Source organism: Pseudomonas costantinii, assembly GCF_001870435.1.
GTDB classification, from domain to species: Bacteria; Pseudomonadota; Gammaproteobacteria; order Pseudomonadales; family Pseudomonadaceae; genus Aquipseudomonas; species Aquipseudomonas costantinii.
Genome location: NZ_MDDR01000035.1, coordinates 101543 through 118953 on the forward strand (window position 1 = coordinate 101543; position 17411 = coordinate 118953).

19 protein-coding genes are annotated in these 17411 nt (G+C 60.4%); 14 read left to right on the forward strand and 5 right to left on the reverse strand.

Going from position 1 to position 17411, the window contains the following annotated elements:
- Positions 1 to 31: 31 nt before the first annotated feature.
- The 3 genes from BFL40_RS19210 to BFL40_RS19220 all read right to left on the reverse strand — a co-directional run bounded on the left by BFL40_RS19210 (position 32) and on the right by BFL40_RS19220 (position 2982).
- The gene (locus BFL40_RS19210; RefSeq protein ID WP_071485428.1) at positions 32 to 673 is read right to left on the reverse strand and encodes an oxidoreductase; all 642 of its coding nucleotides are present in this window, start codon (positions 671 to 673) and stop codon (positions 32 to 34) included.
- A 29-nt stretch (positions 674 to 702) separates the two neighbouring features.
- A complete protein-coding gene (locus BFL40_RS19215) occupies positions 703 to 2421 on the reverse strand; it encodes a C13 family peptidase (protein ID WP_071485429.1) in 1719 nt (572 codons plus the stop codon).
- A gap of 105 nt (positions 2422 to 2526) precedes the next feature.
- Positions 2527 to 2982: a MaoC family dehydratase gene (locus tag BFL40_RS19220; protein ID WP_071485430.1), complete on the reverse strand. Its 456-nt coding sequence runs from the start codon at positions 2980 to 2982 to the stop codon at positions 2527 to 2529.
- A 159-nt stretch (positions 2983 to 3141) separates the two neighbouring features.
- Here BFL40_RS19220 and BFL40_RS19225 point away from each other — a divergent pair, with 159 nt between their 5' ends.
- Genes BFL40_RS19225 through BFL40_RS19235 form a run of 3 tightly spaced genes read left to right on the forward strand, consistent with a single transcriptional unit; the run spans position 3142 to position 4832 of the window.
- Positions 3142 to 3504 (forward strand): CidA/LrgA family protein, encoded by a 363-nt coding sequence (locus BFL40_RS19225; RefSeq protein WP_071485431.1) that lies wholly within the window; start codon positions 3142 to 3144, stop codon positions 3502 to 3504.
- Positions 3501 to 4217, forward strand: coding sequence for an LrgB family protein (locus BFL40_RS19230; protein WP_071485432.1), 717 nt, complete (start codon positions 3501 to 3503; stop codon positions 4215 to 4217). The genes BFL40_RS19225 and BFL40_RS19230 overlap by 4 nt, the downstream gene beginning before the upstream one ends.
- 21 nt (positions 4218 to 4238) lie before the next feature.
- Positions 4239 to 4832: an LON peptidase substrate-binding domain-containing protein gene (locus BFL40_RS19235; protein ID WP_071485433.1), complete on the forward strand. Its 594-nt coding sequence runs from the start codon at positions 4239 to 4241 to the stop codon at positions 4830 to 4832.
- On the opposite strand, the gene BFL40_RS19240 is transcribed toward BFL40_RS19235, so the two are convergent.
- Together BFL40_RS19240 and BFL40_RS19245 are read right to left on the reverse strand one after the other, a co-directional pair.
- Positions 4826 to 6142, reverse strand: a complete 1317-nt coding sequence (locus BFL40_RS19240) for a bifunctional DedA family/phosphatase PAP2 family protein (RefSeq protein ID WP_071485434.1) — start codon at positions 6140 to 6142, stop codon at positions 4826 to 4828. The two genes, BFL40_RS19235 and BFL40_RS19240, sit on opposite strands and share 7 nt — an antisense overlap.
- 30 nt (positions 6143 to 6172) lie before the next feature.
- Positions 6173 to 6856, reverse strand: coding sequence for a DNA-3-methyladenine glycosylase (locus BFL40_RS19245; RefSeq protein WP_071485435.1), 684 nt, complete (start codon positions 6854 to 6856; stop codon positions 6173 to 6175).
- A 175-nt stretch (positions 6857 to 7031) separates the two neighbouring features.
- On the opposite strand from BFL40_RS19245, the gene BFL40_RS19250 reads away from it, so the two are divergent.
- The 11 genes from BFL40_RS19250 (at position 7032) to lipB (ending at position 17407) form a co-directional block, all read left to right on the forward strand.
- A complete protein-coding gene (locus BFL40_RS19250) occupies positions 7032 to 8297 on the forward strand; it encodes a glutamate-5-semialdehyde dehydrogenase (protein WP_071485436.1) in 1266 nt (421 codons plus the stop codon).
- Positions 8297 to 8941: a nicotinate-nucleotide adenylyltransferase gene (nadD, locus tag BFL40_RS19255; RefSeq protein ID WP_016973919.1), complete on the forward strand. Its 645-nt coding sequence runs from the start codon at positions 8297 to 8299 to the stop codon at positions 8939 to 8941. The genes BFL40_RS19250 and nadD overlap by 1 nt, the downstream gene beginning before the upstream one ends.
- A 69-nt stretch (positions 8942 to 9010) precedes the next feature.
- A complete protein-coding gene (gene rsfS / locus BFL40_RS19260; RefSeq protein WP_003176298.1) occupies positions 9011 to 9505 on the forward strand; it encodes a ribosome silencing factor in 495 nt (164 codons plus the stop codon).
- A gap of 9 nt (positions 9506 to 9514) precedes the next feature.
- Positions 9515 to 9982 (forward strand): 23S rRNA (pseudouridine(1915)-N(3))-methyltransferase RlmH, encoded by a 468-nt coding sequence (rlmH, locus tag BFL40_RS19265; protein ID WP_003176297.1) that lies wholly within the window; start codon positions 9515 to 9517, stop codon positions 9980 to 9982.
- 15 nt (positions 9983 to 9997) lie between these two features.
- A complete protein-coding gene (gene mrdA, locus BFL40_RS19270; protein ID WP_071485437.1) occupies positions 9998 to 11896 on the forward strand; it encodes a penicillin-binding protein 2 in 1899 nt (632 codons plus the stop codon).
- Between the two features lie 31 nt (positions 11897 to 11927).
- Entirely contained in the window at positions 11928 to 13031 is a 1104-nt protein-coding gene (gene rodA / locus BFL40_RS19275; protein ID WP_050442794.1) for a rod shape-determining protein RodA, read from the forward strand.
- 17 nt (positions 13032 to 13048) lie between these two features.
- On the forward strand, positions 13049 to 14059 hold the full coding sequence (gene mltB, locus BFL40_RS19280) for a lytic murein transglycosylase B (protein WP_071485438.1): 1011 nt from the start codon (positions 13049 to 13051) through the stop codon (positions 14057 to 14059).
- Positions 14059 to 15057, forward strand: a complete 999-nt coding sequence (locus BFL40_RS19285) for a septal ring lytic transglycosylase RlpA family protein (protein WP_071485439.1) — start codon at positions 14059 to 14061, stop codon at positions 15055 to 15057. The genes mltB and BFL40_RS19285 overlap by 1 nt, the downstream gene beginning before the upstream one ends.
- A 184-nt stretch (positions 15058 to 15241) precedes the next feature.
- A complete protein-coding gene (locus tag BFL40_RS19290) occupies positions 15242 to 16399 on the forward strand; it encodes a D-alanyl-D-alanine carboxypeptidase family protein (protein WP_071485440.1) in 1158 nt (385 codons plus the stop codon).
- A gap of 85 nt (positions 16400 to 16484) precedes the next feature.
- On the forward strand, positions 16485 to 16760 hold the full coding sequence (locus tag BFL40_RS19295) for a DUF493 domain-containing protein (protein WP_071485441.1): 276 nt from the start codon (positions 16485 to 16487) through the stop codon (positions 16758 to 16760).
- Positions 16760 to 17407, forward strand: coding sequence for a lipoyl(octanoyl) transferase LipB (gene lipB / locus BFL40_RS19300; protein WP_071485442.1), 648 nt, complete (start codon positions 16760 to 16762; stop codon positions 17405 to 17407). The genes BFL40_RS19295 and lipB overlap by 1 nt, the downstream gene beginning before the upstream one ends.
- The last annotated feature ends 4 nt before the right edge of the window (positions 17408 to 17411 follow it).

The following is a 17411-nucleotide window of genomic DNA, read 5'->3' on the forward strand; positions in this document are numbered from 1 at the left end:
AGAGCGTGGGAACGATCAGCGATGTCCGGCCTTATTTACCTAGCTTACGCAGCTCATCCGATTCCACCACCCGCACTCCATCCTGCTCTTCCAGTGCCAGACGCCACATGGCCCGGGCCAACTCGCAGACTTCAATGCCGTGGTACTTGCCCGGAATCAACCGCGACAACGGCCCGGCCAGTTGTTCGGCCAAGCGTGGTTCCAGTCTTTCTCCCAGCAACAATGACGGCCGCACGATGGTCAGTTGTGGCCAGCCCTGAGTCTTCAGCGCCTGTTCCATTTCCCCTTTGACCCGGTTGTAGAAGATCGAGGATTTTGGGTCTGCACCAATCGCGCTGATCACGATCAGATGCCGCGCGCCCATTTCCCGTGCGCGCTTGGCAAAGGCCACGACCATGTCCAGGTCAACGGCGCGAAACGCAGCCTCGGAGCCTGCTTGTTTGATGGTGGTGCCCAGGCAGCAGAAGGCGATGTCCACACGGCCGCTCAGTTGCGGCAGAAACACCGCCGGGTCGCCCACCGGGTTTTCCAGGTGTGGGTGTTCGGCCAGTGGCTTGCGGCTGGGTGCCAGCACGCGAGTCACCGTGGGTTCGTTGAGCAGTCGGTCAAGCAGGTGTTCGCCGGTAAGGCCAGAGGCTCCGGCGAGCAATATATGTTGAGGTGTCAGGTACATAGTAATTCCCCCTTGTTACACGTTACAGCTTAGTTGCCTTTGGCTTCCTTGCTACTCATAGAGACGCTTTCGAGCGCCTTTCGTGCTTGCTGTTTACGTAATAATTGCCAATGGGCGATCACACCTTTGGGGGCCCAGATCTGCGGTTCTGAGGCTTCGAAGTTGTCCGCCTGTTCGCGTTCGGCGACGTGCAGTTGTGCCAGTTTGAAGGCTTGCTGCAAATCGTCGGTCTGGTTGAAGGCTTGGGCGAAGAGGGCGTCGCCGAAGTAGGTGAAATCCGCTTCTTCGGAGCATCCGAAGGACACGCGATCGGCGCGCGAGGCGGTCATGATCAGGGTGTGCTCGTCCTTCAGGGCGGGGATAAATCCGCCGGAATAGCAGGCGGAAATCACGATGATCTTGTCGCGGTTTTTCAGCGGTGCGAGCACGGCTGCCAGCTCGTCGGCCGGCAGGTCGGCCAGTTCCATACGCGGCTGGTCCAGCACCAGTTCGTGTTCGTGGGTGCCGTGGCTGGTTAGATAGATAAACACCAGGTCTTGCGGCCCGGTGCGTTCGGCCAGGGTTTGCACCGCACGGCGCAGGCTTTCGCGGGTGGCCAGGGGGCGGTCGGCGATATGGTCGCGGTGGTTGACCAGGCGGATCTGCCCACGAGCACCAAAACGGGTGGCGAGCATGTTGCTGACGTAATCGGCTTCGCGCAGAAACACGCTCTGTTTGCCGTCGCCAGCCAGTACCAGGGTGTACAGCTCGACGGCAGGGCTTGAGGGTGGCACGGCGGCGAGGGCGGCATCGAGCAAGCGGCCTTGCGCCAATACACCAACCTCCAGTGGGTCAGGCAGCAACTTGCCGTCGGCGTCGCGCACGCGCATGCCATTGGCCCACGTGCCGGCCTGTACGGTGCCGTCGGTGAGAACGAGAGTACCGTTGCCTTGATAGCTGTCGCTGTCGAAGCCGCCGACATAGAAGCTGCCGTCGGTGAGGTTCAGGCGGCCTTCGCCGGTGAAGCGCCAGTCGCTGAAATGGCCGACATAGTGGCTGCCATCGATGCCGATCAACTCGCCCTTGCCGCTGAGTGCGCCTTCCTTGAACTGGCCGATCCACACGTCGCCGTCGGCGTTTTCATAGCGGCCTTTACCGTTGAGCTGATTTTGTTTGAACTGGCCGACATAGATATCGCCGTCAGCGCTGTTGAAGGTGCCGTTGCCTTCGAGTTGGCCATCGACAAAGCGGCCGCTGAACTGGTTGCCACTGTCGTCGTTGCGCTGGCCTTCGCCATTCGGTTTGCCGTGGGCGAACTGGCCCTGGTACTGACTGCCGTCAGCCAGCTCCAGGCGGCCGAGGCCGGAATACTGGTCGTCTTTGAATTCACCGCGATAGGTCATCTGCCCCTCTTTGAGGGTGCCTTCGCCGTTGCGTCGACCGTTTTTGAACCCGCCGACATAGCTGCTGCCCGAGGTGGTCAGGCTGCCCTGGCCGTCGAACAAACCCTGCTGGAACTGGCCTTTATAGACCTCGCTGTTGCTGCCATGCCATTCGCCCTGGCCGTGCCACTGGCCTTTGTCGAACTGGCCGGCGTACCAACTGCCGTTGGGGTAGTCCACGCGGCCTTGGCCTTGCAGCAAGCCATTGACTACATCGCCACGGTAGCGGCCGCCATCGGGCAGACGCGCATCAGGCGGCAACAGCGATTCGCCGTCTCCGCAAGCGGTGAGCAACAGGGCAAGGGCAAGGGGAGCGAGTGGGCGCATAGCGGGATCCGGATAATTGAGCGCCGAGTATGCCGCAGCTGCGAGTTTCATACACAAATTTACATACGCTGTGGTGAGGATTATCACCTCACCACAGGCACGGCCTTATACGAAGCAGAGTGACAACGACTCGGCGATGTAAGCGGGTTTTTCCTGGCCTTCGATTTCCAGCGTCGCGGTGGCCTTGAACAGCCATTGGCCTGGTTTTTTCTCGGTGACGTCGGTGAGGGTGACGTTCAGGCGGACCTTGGAGTTCACTTTCACCGGCTGGATAAAGCGCACGCTGTCCAAGCCATAATTGACCGCCATCTTCAGGCCTTCCGGCATGATCAGGATGTCTTCCATCAGTTTGGGCATCAGTGACAGCGACAGGAAACCATGGGCGATGGTGCTGCCGAACGGCGTCTTGGCGGCCTTGACCGGATCAACGTGGATGAACTGATGATCGCCGGTGGCTTCTGCGAACAGGTTGATACGTGCCTGGTCGATGGTGAGCCATTCGGAACGTCCCAGTTCCTTGCCGACATAATCTTTGAGCTGCGCTACAGGTACATAGGGCATTGCGACTCTCCTTGGGTCATCGGTTTTTATAGGTGTGCGACATCCATGTTAGATCATCATGAGCATTCAGCCCGGTCAACCCACCATGCTTTTGGCGAATGCCGAAGCATAGGACGGGCGTGCTTATAATGCGGGCAAGCTTTGAGGGGGAGAGAGCGGATGCTGTTACGTGGCCTGACATGGCTGGTGCTGTTTCAATTGATCGGTACCGCGATCAACCATTTGCTGTTACCGGTGCTGCCGGGGCCGATCATTGGCTTGTTGCTGATGCTGGGATTCCTGATCTGGCGCGGCGAAGTCGGCGAGCCTTTGAGTCTCGCCGCCAGCAGCCTGCTGCGTTACTTGCCGCTGTTGCTGGTGCCCCCGGCGGTGGGGGTGATGGTGTATGCCAAGGACATCGTCGCGGACTTTTGGGCCATCATCGGCGCACTGGTGCTGTCGCTGGTGATCGCTATGGGCTTTGTCGGCGTGCTGATGCAAAAACTGGTGAAGCGCCAGGCGCGGCGGGAGGAGGGCCAATGACCGTTGACTGGCAGGGCGCGTGGACGGCGGTGATTCATCATCCGTTGTTCGGCATCGGTATCACCCTCGGCGCCTATCAATTGGTGTTGGCGGCCTTTGAAAAAACTCGCTGGATCTTCCTGCAGCCGGTGCTGGTTTCCATGCTGCTGGTGATCGGCGTGTTGCTCACCTGTGGTCTGACCTACGCCGAGTACCGCAAGAGCACCGAGATCATGGGGATCTTGCTCGGCCCCGCGACGGTGGCCCTGGCGGTGCCGCTCTATCTGAACCTGCGACGGATTCGTCAATTGTTCTGGCCGATTTTTACTACGCTGGTGGTAGGCGGGGTGTTGGCCACGGGACTGTGTGTACTGCTGGGTTGGTGGTTTGGTGCCGAACACATGATGCTGATGACCATGGCGCCCAAGTCGGTGACCTCGCCGATTGCCATGTTGGTGGCCGAGCAGATCGGCGGCGTGGCGGCGTTGGCGGCGGTATTTGTGCTGATCACTGGTGTGATTGGCGCGATGATCGGCCCGGCGTACCTGTCACGCCTGGGTGTGCACAGCCCCGAAGCGCGCGGCATGGCTCTGGGCATGACCGCCCACGCCGTCGGTACCTCGGTGGCGTTGCAGGAAAGCGAAGAGTGCGGTGCCTTTGCGGCGCTGGCCATGAGTTTGATGGGCGTGGCTACGGCGGTGTTTCTGCCGCTGGCCGTGTCGGTGATCGTTTAAATCGGGTTTAAGGAAACCTTTATGAGTCTGGCGCTGTTCCCGCTCAATACTGTGCTGTTCCCTGGCTGCACCCTCGATTTGCAGCTGTTTGAGGCGCGCTACCTGGACATGATCAGCCGCTGCATGAAAAAGGGCGAAAGCTTCGGCGTGGTGTGCATCTTCGACGGCAGGGAAGTGGGCATGGCCCCGGACGGCTACGCGCTGATCGGCTGCGAAGCGCTGATTCGCGACTTCAAGCAGCAGGACAATGGCCTGCTGGGGATTCGCGTCGAAGGTGGGCGCAGATTTCGCGTACGTGATGCCGGGGTGCAGAAGGACCAGTTACTGGTGGCCGAGGTGCAATGGCTGGAAGAACTGCCGGACCAAGCACTGGAAGAAGAGGATGCCGACCTGCTGGCCTTGCTCCATGCTTTGGCTGAGCATCCGATGGTCGCCTCGCTGGACATGGGCACTCACGCCGATGGCCAGCAAGCCTTGGGTAATCAGTTGGCCTATCTGCTGCCGTTCACCGAGGCCGACAAGATCGACCTGCTGCAACTCGATGATCCGCAACAACGGCTGGACGCGATCCAAATGTTGCTTGATGAGTTGCAAGGTGAACTCTTCGCTCAGTAGGCGTAGCGCAGCATGGCGTGCGAAGTGCCAATGAAGGCGATAACACTCAGCACCACCACGATGACCGGTAACAGCAGCCACCAGGTTTTTTGCGGCATGGGCGGCAGCGGGCTTCGATACTGGCTGACGGTCAGGCTGAACGCGCACACCGTCATTGCCAGCAGCGTGCCGGCCAGAATGTCGGTGGGCCAGTGGGCGCCCAAATAGACCCGTGACAGGGCAATAAAAGCTGCGGGAATGCAGCCCAGTAGCAGCCAGGTCAGACGCAAACGGGTGGGTTGACCGCGACCGGCCAGCACCGCCAATGCCAGGAAGAACGCAAATGCGCCCGAGGCGTGGCCGCTGGGCATGCTGAAGCTGGTCAGCGGGTCTGTCAGGATTTCCGGGCGGCCACGGGCGAAAAACAGCTTGGTGCCAGTGTTGATTACCGCAGCCCCGGCCAGTGTGGCGCCTACAAACACGGCATGGCGCCATTGCCGAGCCAGTAACAGCAGGCCAGTGAACACGGCGCTGGCGATAAACATTTTCTTGAATTCGCCCAGTTGAGTGATCCGTACCATCACGTCGTCCAGCCAGGGGCTGCGATGTTCCTGCACCAGTGCACTCAGGCCCTGATCGAAGTCGTTGAGATGGGGGTAGCCGATAAACAGGGCGATCAACAGCGTCAGACTGGCGCAACCAATCCACAAGGTGGCACGACGATGGCCGCGCAGGCTGCTGTTCAAGCTCAGCCCCAGCAATACCGCCAAACAGGCCGCGACAATCCCCGCTTCCGGCCAGAAGCCTTCCGGCAAAGGCAGACGGAACGCAGCGCCGGTCGCCCAGCCAGGCAATAGATAAACTACCGACCAGCCGGCACCGGCCACAATGCTCACGAGGGCGAATCGCGGGACCGGCATGTCGCACATCCCGGCGACCATTGGCAGCATTGGCCGCAGTGGGCCGATGAAACGTCCTACCAATAGGCTGGCGATACCGTACTTATGAAAGTAGGTTTCTGCGCCGTTCATCCATTCAGGATGGTGACGCAGGCCCGGCAGGCGTCGGATGTTCTGATGGAAATGGCGGCCCAGGAAGTAGGAAATCCCGTCACCGAGCAACCCACCCAGGAAACCCAGCAGCAGGGTTTCGCTCAGGGACAGTGCACCGCTGCCGGCCAATGCGGCGATGGCAAACAGCAACACCGTGCCCGGCACGATCAACCCGGCGATGGCCAGGCACTCCACGAACGCGACGATAAAAACCGCCACTGCCAGCCATTCGGGGTTCAGGGTCAGCCAACCGGTAATGCTATCGAGCCATTGGCCCATATAATCAACTCCATCCGTGTGCGGGCGAATTCAAATCAAAAAATAGTCGCGGCTTTCGACCTGGCCTCGGCGCAGCGGGTTCCGTGTGCAATAAGGCGCATAGCCGGCATCGACGAAGCGGTACATCAGGTGTTCGTCGCGCCCGCTGGGAATGCCCAGGCGCGTGGTCTGAATGATCTGCGTCGGCACCTGGCCCACGTCTTCAACGTAGAGCAATTCCTGGTCAAAGCGCTTGGCATCCCACATCGGCACTTTCAAACCCAATGCCTTGCACAGCAACGTCTGGCCGGCGCACAGCTTCTGCGAGGGGCGAGGGCTGCCATTGGCATCCGGGTTATTCAACAGCATCTGCGCCAGACTGGCCGGGCCAGACATTTCGTCTACCCAGGGATAGCCCGATTTGATCAACACGGCATTGCCGGGGCCTTGGGCGCTGAAGTTCAGTGAATCACCACCTCGGGCGTAATACATGTAGATATGCCCGCCATCCAGAAACAAAGCCTTACGTTTTTCTGTGTAGCCGAGTGAGGCATGGCTGCCTTTTTCGGCCACGTAATAGGCTTCGGTTTCAATAATTCGCGCTGAAAGCCAGGTATCTCCGACACGATGACGTATGACTTTTCCGAGTAATTCTCGCGCAAGAATTTGCGCATCGCGGTCGAAGAAGCTGTCGGGCAGGGCGCTGGCGGGGAGGTGGGGGGCAAAACTGGACATGGCGGTCAGGGGTTAATACGGCTAAATGTGACCGAATAATAACAACTCCCACCTTAATTACCGCTGAACCCCAAGTTTTTACAGTTCATTTCGACCATCCGCCCCTCACCGCTGTCAGTCGGGCGGCGTCACAGCTATAATCTGCCGCTTTCCTCCCTGCCAAGACTCCCTGACCATGACTGAGTCCGTTCTTGACTACATGACCCGCCTGGGTCGCGCTGCCCGTCAGGCCTCGCGGTTGATCGCCCGTGCGAGCACCGCGCAGAAGAACCGTGCCCTGTTGGCAGCTGCCGACGCTCTGGATGCTTCGCGCTCCGAGTTGACCGCCGCCAACGAACTGGACCTGGCCAACGGCCGCGCCAATGGCTTGGAGCCGGCGCTGCTGGACCGCCTGGCGCTGACCCCGGCACGTATTGACGACATGATCGAAGGCCTGCGTCAGGTGGCCAAGCTGCCTGACCCCATCGGTGAAATCCGCGATATGCGTTACCTGCCGTCCGGCATCCAGGTCGGCAAGATGCGCGTGCCACTGGGCGTGATCGGCATCATTTATGAGTCGCGCCCTAACGTGACCATTGACGCTGCGAGCCTGTGCCTCAAGTCCGGAAACGCGACCATCCTGCGTGGCGGTTCCGAGGCGATCAATTCCAACCGTGCCATTGCTGTGTGCATTCAGCAGGGCCTGGCTGTGGCCGAGTTGCCGGCTGAAGTGGTGCAAGTGGTCGAAACCACCGACCGCGCCGCCGTTGGCGCGCTGATCACCATGCCGGAATTCGTCGACGTGATCGTGCCGCGCGGAGGCAAGAGCCTGATCGAACGCGTCAGCCGCGATGCCAAGGTGCCTGTGATCAAGCACCTGGACGGCGTGTGCCACGTGTTTATTGACGTCGCCGCCGATATCGACAAGGCGATCCGCATTGCCGACAACGCCAAGACCCACCGCTACGCCCCGTGCAACACCATGGAAACCCTGCTGGTGCACGCAGGCATTGCCGATCGTGTGCTGCCGCCACTGGCTGCCATCTACCGCGACAAAGGCGTTGAGCTGCGTGGTTGCGAGCGTACCCGCGCGCTGTTGGGTGCGGACGTGATCGAAGCGACCGAGTTGGACTGGTACACCGAATACACGGCACCGATCCTGTCGATCAAGATTGTCGACGACCTGGACGAAGCCATCGAACACATCAATACCTACGGCTCCAAGCACACCGATGCCATTGTTTCCGAGCATTTCAGCGATGCCCGGCGTTTCCTCAACGAAGTGGATTCCGCTTCGGTGATGATCAACGCCTCGACGCGTTTTGCCGACGGCTTCGAGTACGGCCTGGGGGCGGAGATCGGTATTTCCACCGACAAGCTCCACGCCCGTGGCCCGGTTGGCCTGGAAGGGCTGACCAGCGAGAAGTACGTGGTGTTCGGCGACGGTCATGTGCGCACTTGATGGGTAAACGCATCGGGCTGCTCGGCGGCACCTTCGACCCCGTGCACATCGGCCATTTGCGCAGTGCCCTGGAAGTTGCGGATGCCCTCGCGCTGGATGAGCTGCGCGTGATGCCTAACGCGCGGCCGCCGCATCGCGATACGCCGCAGGTGTCTGCGCAGCAACGCCTGGAAATGGTGCGCCTTGCCGTAGACGGCATAGCGCCGTTGGTGGTGGACGACCACGAACTCAAGCGTGATAAACCGTCCTACACTGTCGATACCCTGGAAGTGATGCGCGCTGAAATGGCCGCGGACGACCAGTTGTTTCTGCTTTTGGGCTGGGACGCATTTTGCGGCCTGCCCTCTTGGCACCGCTGGGAGGAACTCCTCCAGCATTGCCACATCCTGGTTTTGCAACGCCCGGATGCCGACAGCGAACCGCCGGATGCCTTGCGCAACCTGCTGGCCGCGCGGTCGGTAAGTGACCCCTTGGCCCTGACCGGGCCGAACGGGAATATTGCATTCGTCTGGCAGACCCCGCTTGCGGTGTCCGCCACCCAGATCCGTCAACTGCTGGCCAGCGGTAAGTCGGTACGTTTCCTGGTGCCTGACGCGGTCCTGGCCTACATCGATGCGCACGGGCTTTACCGTGCGTCGAACTGAAAAGGCGCGCTTGAACGTACGAACAGTCGTACAGCGAGCGCCCGAACATACGAGCAAAACGAGTTTTATATGACGAACAAAGACGTAAGCAAAGTTAAGCGCAAAGGCACCTTCAAAAGCGCCCCGCTGCCGGTAGAAGCCCATGTTGGCCCTGAACTGGCCGGCGAAGAGCTGGTAAAAGTGGCCGTGGCTGCCCTGGAAGACGTTAAAGCCCAGGACATCCAGGTGCTGGACGTGCGCGACAAGCAAAGCATCACCGACTTCATGATCATCGCTACCGGTACTTCGAACCGCCAGATCGGCGCGATGCTGGACAAGGTTCGCGAAGCCGTCAAAGCCCAAGGCGTGAAGCCGCTGGGTGAAGAAGGCAAAGGCGACAGCGACTGGGTACTGCTGGACATGGACGACGTGATCGTTCACATGATGACCTCCAACGCCCGTCAGTTCTACGACCTGGAGCGTCTGTGGAAAGGCGCCGAGCAGAGCCGTGCGGCTGATGGCAAACACCACAGCCCGGAAGTGGGCCACGCGCACTTCGACAAGCTCAACAAAGACCAGGAATAAGGAACGGCTGTGCGCCTGCGTCTGATCGCTGTCGGTTCACGCATGCCCAAGTGGGTGGAAGAAGGCTGGCATGAATATGCCAAGCGTCTGCCCGCTGAGCTGTCGCTGGAATTGGTGGAAATACCGCTCAACACCCGAGGCAAGAATGCCGACGTGGCGCGCTTTATCCGTCAGGAAGGCGAAGCGATGCTGGCCAAGGTCGGCCCCAACGAGCGCATCGTCACTCTTGAAGTGCACGGCAAGCCCTGGAGCACCGAGCAACTGGCGGTGGAACTGGATCGCTGGCGCCTGGACTCGCGTACGGTCAACTTCATGGTCGGCGGCCCCGAAGGGCTGGCGCCGGAAGTCTGTGCACGGGCGGACCAGCGCTGGTCGCTGTCGGCGCTGACGTTGCCGCACCCGTTGGTAAGGATTCTGATCGGTGAACAGCTGTATCGCGCCTGGACAGTTCTGTCCGGGCACCCTTACCACAAATAGTCTGCGCCCCTCCCGATGACTCAGCCGATCCGCATCAAGGACCACGAGAAAGACGCACGTCTGGTACGCGCTCGAGTCGTGTTCGGCGCCTTTCTGGTGGTGGCTCTGATCGCGGTGCTGATTGCCCGCCTGTATTTCCTGCAGGTGATCCAGTACGACTATCACTCCACGTTGTCGGAGAACAATCGGGTGCATGTGCAGCCGATTCCGCCAACCCGTGGGCTGATTTTCGACCGTAATGGCGTGGTCGTTGCGGATAACCGGCCCAGCTTCAGCTTGAGCATGACCCGCGAGCGCTCCGGAGATTGGCAGCAGATCCTCGATGTGATCGTCGAAGTACTGCAGTTGACCCCGGAAGACCGGGTGATCTTCGAGAAGCGTATGAAGCAGGGGCGACGGCCGTTCGAGCCGGTGCCGATCCTGTTTGAGCTGACTGAAGAGCAGATCGCGCGGATCGCGGTGAATCAGTTCCGTTTGCCGGGTGTGGAAGTGGTGGCGCAGTTGGTGCGGCATTACCCGCAAGGGCCGCACTTTGCCCACTCCGTCGGCTACATGGGGCGGATCAACGAAAAAGAGCTGAAAACCCTCGATCCGGTGAATTACAGCGGCACCCACCATATCGGCAAAACCGGCATCGAACGTTTCTACGAGCCCCAGTTACACGGCCAAGTGGGTTACGAAGAGGTTGAGACCAACGCCCGTGGTCGCGTGCTGCGGGTGCTCAAACGGACCGATCCGGTGCCGGGCAAGGACATTGTGCTGAGCCTGGATATCAAGTTGCAGGAAGCCGCCGAGATGGCGCTGGGCGGGCGACGTGGTGCGGTGGTGGCGCTGGACCCGACGACGGGCGAAGTGCTGGCGATGGTCAGTCAGCCGAGCTTTGACCCCAACCTGTTCGTGACCGGCATCAGCTTCAAGGCCTACGCCGAGCTACGTGACTCCATCGATCGGCCGCTGTTCAACCGGGTGCTGCGCGGCCTGTATCCGCCGGGTTCGACCATCAAACCGGCAGTGGCGATTGCCGGCCTGGATGCGGGCGTGGTTACGGCTTCCAGTCGGGTATTCGACCCCGGCTACTACATGCTGCCTAACTACGATCACAAATACCGTAACTGGAACCGCACCGGTGACGGCTATGTCGATTTGGACACCGCAATCATGCGTTCCAACGACACCTATTTTTATGACCTGGCCCACAAGCTGGGTATCGACCGCCTTTCTGCCTATATGGGCAAGTTCGGCCTCGGTCAGAAAGTCTCCCTGGATATGTTCGAAGAATCCCCCGGCCTGATGCCGTCGCGGGAGTGGAAGCGCGCGACCCGTCGTCAGGCGTGGTTCCCGGGCGAAACCCTGATCCTGGGTATTGGCCAGGGCTATATGCAGGCCACACCACTGCAACTGGCCCAGGCTACGGCGTTGGTGGCCAACAAAGGCATCTGGAACCGTCCGCACTTGGCCAAGACCATCGAAGGCGAAAAGCCTGTGGATGAAAACCCGATCCCCGACATCGTACTGCGCGACCCGTCGGACTGGACCAAGGTCAACCACGGCATGCAGCAAGTGATGCACGGCGCCCGTGGCACCGCGCGCAAGGCGGCGGTCGGCGCGCAGTACCGGATTGCCGGCAAGAGCGGTACCGCCCAAGTCGTTGCGATCAAGCAGGGCGAGAAATACGACCGCTCCAAGGTTCAAGAACGTCACCGCGACCACGCCTTGTTTGTTGGCTTCGCACCGGCCGATGCCCCGAAAATCGTCGTGGCGGTAATGGTCGAAAACGGCGAGTCCGGCTCCGGCGTTGCGGCGCCCGTGGTGCGCCAGATCATGGACGCCTGGCTGTTGGCCGACGACGGCAGGCTCAAACCCGAATATGGCGGCCCCCCTTCAAGCACCGAGGTTACGGCCCGTGAAGAGTAATTTTGACCGCATCCTCTCCAGCGAAGATGTGATGCGTCGTCGTGCGACGTTGTTGCAGCGCATGCACATTGATGGCCCGCTGCTGATCCTGCTGCTGACCTTGGCAGCCGGCAGCCTGTTCGTCCTTTATTCGGCCAGCGGCAAGAACTGGGACTTGCTGATCAAGCAAGCGTCTTCGTTCGGCCTGGGCCTGTTGTCGATGGTGGTGATCGCCCAACTGGAGCCGCGCTTCATGGCGCGTTGGGTGCCGCTGGGTTATGTCGCCGGCGTGTTGCTGTTGGTGGTGGTGGACGTGATGGGTCACAACGCCATGGGCGCGACCCGCTGGATTAACATTCCGGGGGTGATTCGCTTCCAGCCGTCGGAATTCATGAAGATTCTGATGCCGGCGACGATCGCCTGGTACCTGTCCAAGCGCACCTTGCCGCCCCAGCTCAAGCATGTGGGGATCAGCCTGATCCTGATCGGCGTGCCGTTTATCCTGATCGTGCGCCAGCCCGACCTTGGTACTTCGCTGTTGATCCTCGCGGGCGGCGCGTTCGTGCTGTTTATGGGTGGTTTGCGCTGGCGCTGGATCCTCAGCGTACTGGCCGCAGCTGTGCCCGTGGCTGTGGCCATGTGGTTCTTCTTTATGCACGACTACCAGAAGCAGCGGATCCTGACCTTCCTCGACCCGGAGAGCGACCCGCTGGGCACCGGCTGGAACATTATTCAGTCGAAGGCGGCTATCGGTTCCGGCGGGGTATTTGGTAAGGGCTGGTTACTGGGCACCCAGTCGCACCTGGACTTTTTGCCCGAGAGCCACACCGATTTCATTATCGCGGTGATGGGCGAAGAGTTCGGCTTGGTGGGCATTTGCGCGCTGTTGCTGATTTATTTGCTGTTGATTGGTCGCGGCCTGGTAATTACCGCGCAGGCGCAGACGTTGTTCGGCAAATTGCTCGCCGGCAGCCTGACCATGACTTTTTTTGTTTATGTTTTCGTCAACATCGGTATGGTCAGTGGCCTGCTGCCGGTGGTTGGGGTGCCGTTGCCATTCATTAGCTACGGCGGAACTTCGCTGGTGACATTGCTGTCAGCGTTTGGGGTTTTGATGTCGATTCATACGCATCGCAAGTGGATCGCGCAGGTTTGAATAAGGTGAAGATGTCAATGCAAGTAATGCGCGGCTGGGTGACTCGGCATGCGTCCTGGATGGGCCTGATTGGGCTGCTGGGCGCGACGCAAGAGGCGCAGGCCGGTGACTACGATGGCTCGCCCCAGGTCGCCGAATTTGTCGGTGAAATGACCCGTGACTACGGTTTTGCGGGTGAGCAACTGATGGGCGTATTCCGTGAAGCCCAGCGCAAGCAGGCGATTCTCGACGCCATCTCCCGTCCAGCCGAACGTGTGAAACAGTGGAAGGAATATCGCCCGATGTTCCTCACCGACGCGCGTATTGCCCGTGGTGTGGACTTCTGGCGTCAGCATGAAGCAGTGCTGGCTCGCGCCGAGCAGGAATACGGCGTGCCGGCCCAGGTTATCGTCGCGATCATTGGCATTGAAACCTTTTATGGGCGCAATACCGGCAGTTACCGGGTGATCGACGCCTTGTCGACGCTGGGTTTCGATTACCCGCCGCGCGCCGAGTTCTTCCGCAAGGAACTGCGCGAATTCCTGTTGCTGGCCCGCGAAGAGCAGGTCGACCCGCTGACCCTCAAGGGCTCTTACGCCGGTGCGATGGGCTTGCCGCAGTTCATGCCGAGCAGCTTTCGCGCCTATGCGGTGGATTTCGACGGCGACGGCCACATCAATATCTGGAGCAATCCGGACGATGCCATCGGCAGCGTGGCCAGCTACTTCAAGCGCCATGGCTGGGTAGCCGGTGAGCCGGTGGTGGTGCGCGCCGATGTGACCGGGGATCGCGCCGACGAAGGCCTGACCCAGGGCATTGAGCCGGCCAAGACGGTCGGGGAGTTGCGGGCGCTGGGCTGGTCGAGTCAGAATGCGCCACGCGATGATATGCCGGTGACGGCGTTCCGCCTGGAAGGCGAAAACGGCCCGGAATACTGGATGGGCCTGAAGAACTTTTACGCAATCACGCGTTATAACCGCAGTGTGATGTACGCCATGGCCGTGCATCAGCTGTCAGACATGCTGGTCCAAGCACGGGGCAACAAGTAATGCGGGTATCGCCGTTCAATAAACCGCTCAAGCTGGTGGCGTTCGCCGCATTGTCCTTGCTGGTCGTCAGTTGCTCCACCAGTCGCGGTCCGGCGCAGAAGTCCGGCGGCGCTGTCGTCCGTTCTCAGCCGGGCCTGGACATCAACCGCGCGCACAAAGACGGCGCGCCGTGGTGGGACGTCGACGTTTCAAAAATCCCGGACGCCACGCCAACCTTGCACACTGGCCCATACAAGGCCAACCCGTATACGGTGCTGGGCAAGAATTACTTCCCGCTGCAAGAATCCAAGACCTACGTGCAATCGGGCACGGCGTCCTGGTACGGCACCAAATTCCATGGCCAGAACACCGCCAACGGCGAAGTGTATGACCTCTACGGCATGAGCGCGGCTCACAAAACCCTGCCGCTGCCCAGCTATGTGCGTGTCACCAACCTCGACAACAACCGCACGGTAATCCTGCGGGTCAACGACCGTGGGCCGTTCTATTCGGACCGGATCATCGACTTGTCCTACGCCGCCGCCAAGAAACTCGGCTATGCCGAAATCGGCACCGCGCGCGTGAAGGTTGAAGGTATCGACCCTGCGCAATACTGGGCCCAGCGTGGCAAACCGGCACCGTTGATGCTCAACGAGCCGCAAACGCAGCAGCCGCAAGTGACCGCGTCGGCCGGTAAAATTGAACAATGGACGCCACCACCGGCGCAGCACGCACCGGACACCGTGGTCGTGCCTCACGCCGCACCTGGGGCTTCGACCGTGGGAGGGCAGTACTTGCAAGTGGGCGCTTTCGCCAACCCGGATGCGGCAGAACTGTTAAGGTCCAAGCTCAGCGGCATGGTCAATGCGCCAGTGTTTATCAGCTCCATCGTGCGCAACCAACAGACCCTGCACCGTGTGCGCATGGGCCCGATCGGCTCGCCGAGTGAAGTGGCGCAAGTACAGAACAGCGTGCGCCTGGCCAACCTGGGGCAACCCAGCGTGGTCACCGCCGAATAAGTAATAAAGGATTGATGGTTCAGGTTCGAATACGGGCTTGAGCCTTGGTTGTTGGCTCGTTGAACAATAAAAACCCAGGGGCAAGGGGTGAGCAGGCAATCGAACACGCGACAGTCTGGCAACGGGCTGTCTGAATAAGTTTTGCCCGCGCGGGCAAGTTTCCATAAGTAATTTCGAGAGACGGATGAACATCACCACCTTAGCCAAACGCACGTGCCTGCTTATCTCGCTGATCATCACACCGGCCGCCTGGGCGGTTGAAATGGTGCCGGCTTCCCCGCAACTGGCCGCCAAGGCCTGGGTCCTCATGGATGCCGCCAGCGGCAACGTGCTGGTCGAGAACAACGGTGACCAGCGTCTGCCCCCAGCCAGCTTGACCAAGCTGATGACGGCTTACATCGCGACCCTGGAAATCCGTCGCGGCCAGATCGGCGAGAATGACCCGGTCACCGTCAGCGAAAACGCCTGGCGCACCGGCGGTTCGCGGATGTTCATCAAGGTTGGTTCGCAGGTGACTGTGAGCGACCTGTTGCACGGCATCATCATCCAGTCCGGTAACGACGCCAGCGTGGCTCTGTCCGAGCACATCGCCGGCAGCGAAGACGCGTTCGCCGACATGATGAACAAAACCGTGACTGACCTGGGCATGACCAACAGTCACTTCATGAACCCGACCGGTCTGCCGAACCCTGAGCACTACTCGTCTGCCCACGACATGGCGATCCTGGCGCGCGCGATCATTCGTGTCGACCCGGTGCACTACGCGATCTACTCCCAGAAGGAATTCTTCTGGAACAACATCAAACAGCCTAACCGTAACCTGTTGCTGTGGCGTGACAAGACCGTCGACGGTCTGAAAACCGGTCACACCGACGAAGCCGGCTACTGCATGGTGTCGTCCGCTGTACGTGATGGCCAGCGCCTGATCGCTGTCGTCTTCGGTACCAACAGCGAGCAGGCTCGTGCGGCCGAGACGCAAAAGTTGCTGACCTACGGTTTCCGTTTCTTCGAAACCCAGACCTTCTACCAGAAGGGCACTGAACTGGCGCAGGCGCCGGTATGGAAAGGCGCTACCCATCAAGTCAAGGCCGGCCTGGCTGAAGACCTGACCCTGACCATGCCTAAAGGCCAGCTGAAAAAGCTCGCGGCCAGCATGACCATGAACCCGCAATTGGTTGCGCCAATCGCCAAGGGTGACGTGATCGGTAAGGTCGAAGTGAAACTGGACGACAAGGTCGTGCACAGCGCTGACCTGATCGCCCTGGACGCCGTCGACGAAGGTGGTATCTTCCGCCGCGTGTGGGATAGCATCCGTCTATTCTTCTACAGCTTGTTCAACTGATAAGTGTGCACCTGCAAAGCCCCGTGTTGATCCGACACGGGGCTTTGCCCGTCGCCACGGCTTACGCTTACGAGGCCGTTACGCCATGACCGATACCGAAGTAAAGGCGCCAAAGATCGAATTCCCAGTGACGGATTATCCTGTCAAGGTGATCAGCGATACCGGCGTGGGCAACAAAGACAAGATCCTCGAGATCGTGCGCAAACACGCGACGATCAACGACAACCGTGTGGACGAGCGTTCCAGTACCAACGGTAAGTACACCACGATCCAGTTGCACATCGTTGCGACAGGTCAAGACCAGCTCTATGACATCAACAGCGAACTGCGGGCCACCGGCTTCGTGCACATGGTGCTGTGATGTCACAGGTTCTGGGCTTTCGCGAGCTCGGCCGGATGGCCTACGAGCCGGTCTGGCACGCCATGCAGCGGTTCACCAACGAGCGCGGTACTTCGGCCCCTGACGAGATCTGGCTGGTGGAGCACCCGCCGGTGTTCACCCAGGGCCAGGCCGGCAAGGCTGAGCACTTGCTGCTGCCGGGGGATATTCCGGTGGTGCAGGTCGACCGAGGTGGCCAAGTGACTTACCATGGCCCGGGTCAACTTGTCGCATACCTATTGCTGGATGTGCGCAAGCTGGGGTTTGGCGTACGCGACCTGGTCAGCCGCATGGAGACATGCCTGATCGAGCTGCTGGCCAGCTACGGCGTGACCGCCGCGGCCAAGCCCGATGCACCTGGCGTGTACGTGGATGGCGCGAAAATCGCCTCCCTGGGCCTGCGCATCCGCCACGGCTGTTCCTTTCACGGCCTGGCCCTGAACGTGGACATGGACCTGGCGCCGTTTCGTCGGATCAACCCGTGCGGCTATGCCGGGCTGGCGATGACCCAACTGAGCGACCACGCCACACCGATTAAATTTGCCGAGGTAAGTGCCCGGCTGCGTGCGCAGCTCGTCAAACACCTCGACTATGCTGAGCAGACGACCCTCACGGGCGGAATCGACTGATTAT

What these genes read in the sequence shown, in the direction of transcription:
- BFL40_RS19210 (WP_071485428.1), bottom strand. Translation starts at nt 673, where the DNA reads ATGTACCTGACACCTCAACATATATTGCTCGCCGGAGCCTCTGGCCTT.
- BFL40_RS19215 (WP_071485429.1), bottom strand. Translation starts at nt 2,421, where the DNA reads ATGCGCCCACTCGCTCCCCTTGCCCTTGCCCTGTTGCTCACCGCTTGC.
- BFL40_RS19220 (WP_071485430.1), bottom strand. Translation starts at nt 2,982, where the DNA reads ATGCCCTATGTACCTGTAGCGCAGCTCAAAGATTATGTCGGCAAGGAA.
- BFL40_RS19225 (WP_071485431.1), top strand. Translation starts at nt 3,142, where the DNA reads ATGCTGTTACGTGGCCTGACATGGCTGGTGCTGTTTCAATTGATCGGT.
- BFL40_RS19230 (WP_071485432.1), top strand. Translation starts at nt 3,501, where the DNA reads ATGACCGTTGACTGGCAGGGCGCGTGGACGGCGGTGATTCATCATCCG.
- BFL40_RS19235 (WP_071485433.1), top strand. Translation starts at nt 4,239, where the DNA reads ATGAGTCTGGCGCTGTTCCCGCTCAATACTGTGCTGTTCCCTGGCTGC.
- BFL40_RS19240 (WP_071485434.1), bottom strand. Translation starts at nt 6,142, where the DNA reads ATGGGCCAATGGCTCGATAGCATTACCGGTTGGCTGACCCTGAACCCC.
- BFL40_RS19245 (WP_071485435.1), bottom strand. Translation starts at nt 6,856, where the DNA reads ATGTCCAGTTTTGCCCCCCACCTCCCCGCCAGCGCCCTGCCCGACAGC.
- BFL40_RS19250 (WP_071485436.1), top strand. Translation starts at nt 7,032, where the DNA reads ATGACTGAGTCCGTTCTTGACTACATGACCCGCCTGGGTCGCGCTGCC.
- nadD (WP_016973919.1), top strand. Translation starts at nt 8,297, where the DNA reads ATGGGTAAACGCATCGGGCTGCTCGGCGGCACCTTCGACCCCGTGCAC.
- rsfS (WP_003176298.1), top strand. Translation starts at nt 9,011, where the DNA reads ATGACGAACAAAGACGTAAGCAAAGTTAAGCGCAAAGGCACCTTCAAA.
- mrdA (WP_071485437.1), top strand. Translation starts at nt 9,998, where the DNA reads ATGACTCAGCCGATCCGCATCAAGGACCACGAGAAAGACGCACGTCTG.
- rodA (WP_050442794.1), top strand. Translation starts at nt 11,928, where the DNA reads ATGCGTCGTCGTGCGACGTTGTTGCAGCGCATGCACATTGATGGCCCG.
- mltB (WP_071485438.1), top strand. Translation starts at nt 13,049, where the DNA reads ATGCAAGTAATGCGCGGCTGGGTGACTCGGCATGCGTCCTGGATGGGC.
- BFL40_RS19285 (WP_071485439.1), top strand. Translation starts at nt 14,059, where the DNA reads ATGCGGGTATCGCCGTTCAATAAACCGCTCAAGCTGGTGGCGTTCGCC.
- BFL40_RS19290 (WP_071485440.1), top strand. Translation starts at nt 15,242, where the DNA reads ATGAACATCACCACCTTAGCCAAACGCACGTGCCTGCTTATCTCGCTG.
- BFL40_RS19295 (WP_071485441.1), top strand. Translation starts at nt 16,485, where the DNA reads ATGACCGATACCGAAGTAAAGGCGCCAAAGATCGAATTCCCAGTGACG.
- lipB (WP_071485442.1), top strand. Translation starts at nt 16,760, where the DNA reads ATGTCACAGGTTCTGGGCTTTCGCGAGCTCGGCCGGATGGCCTACGAG.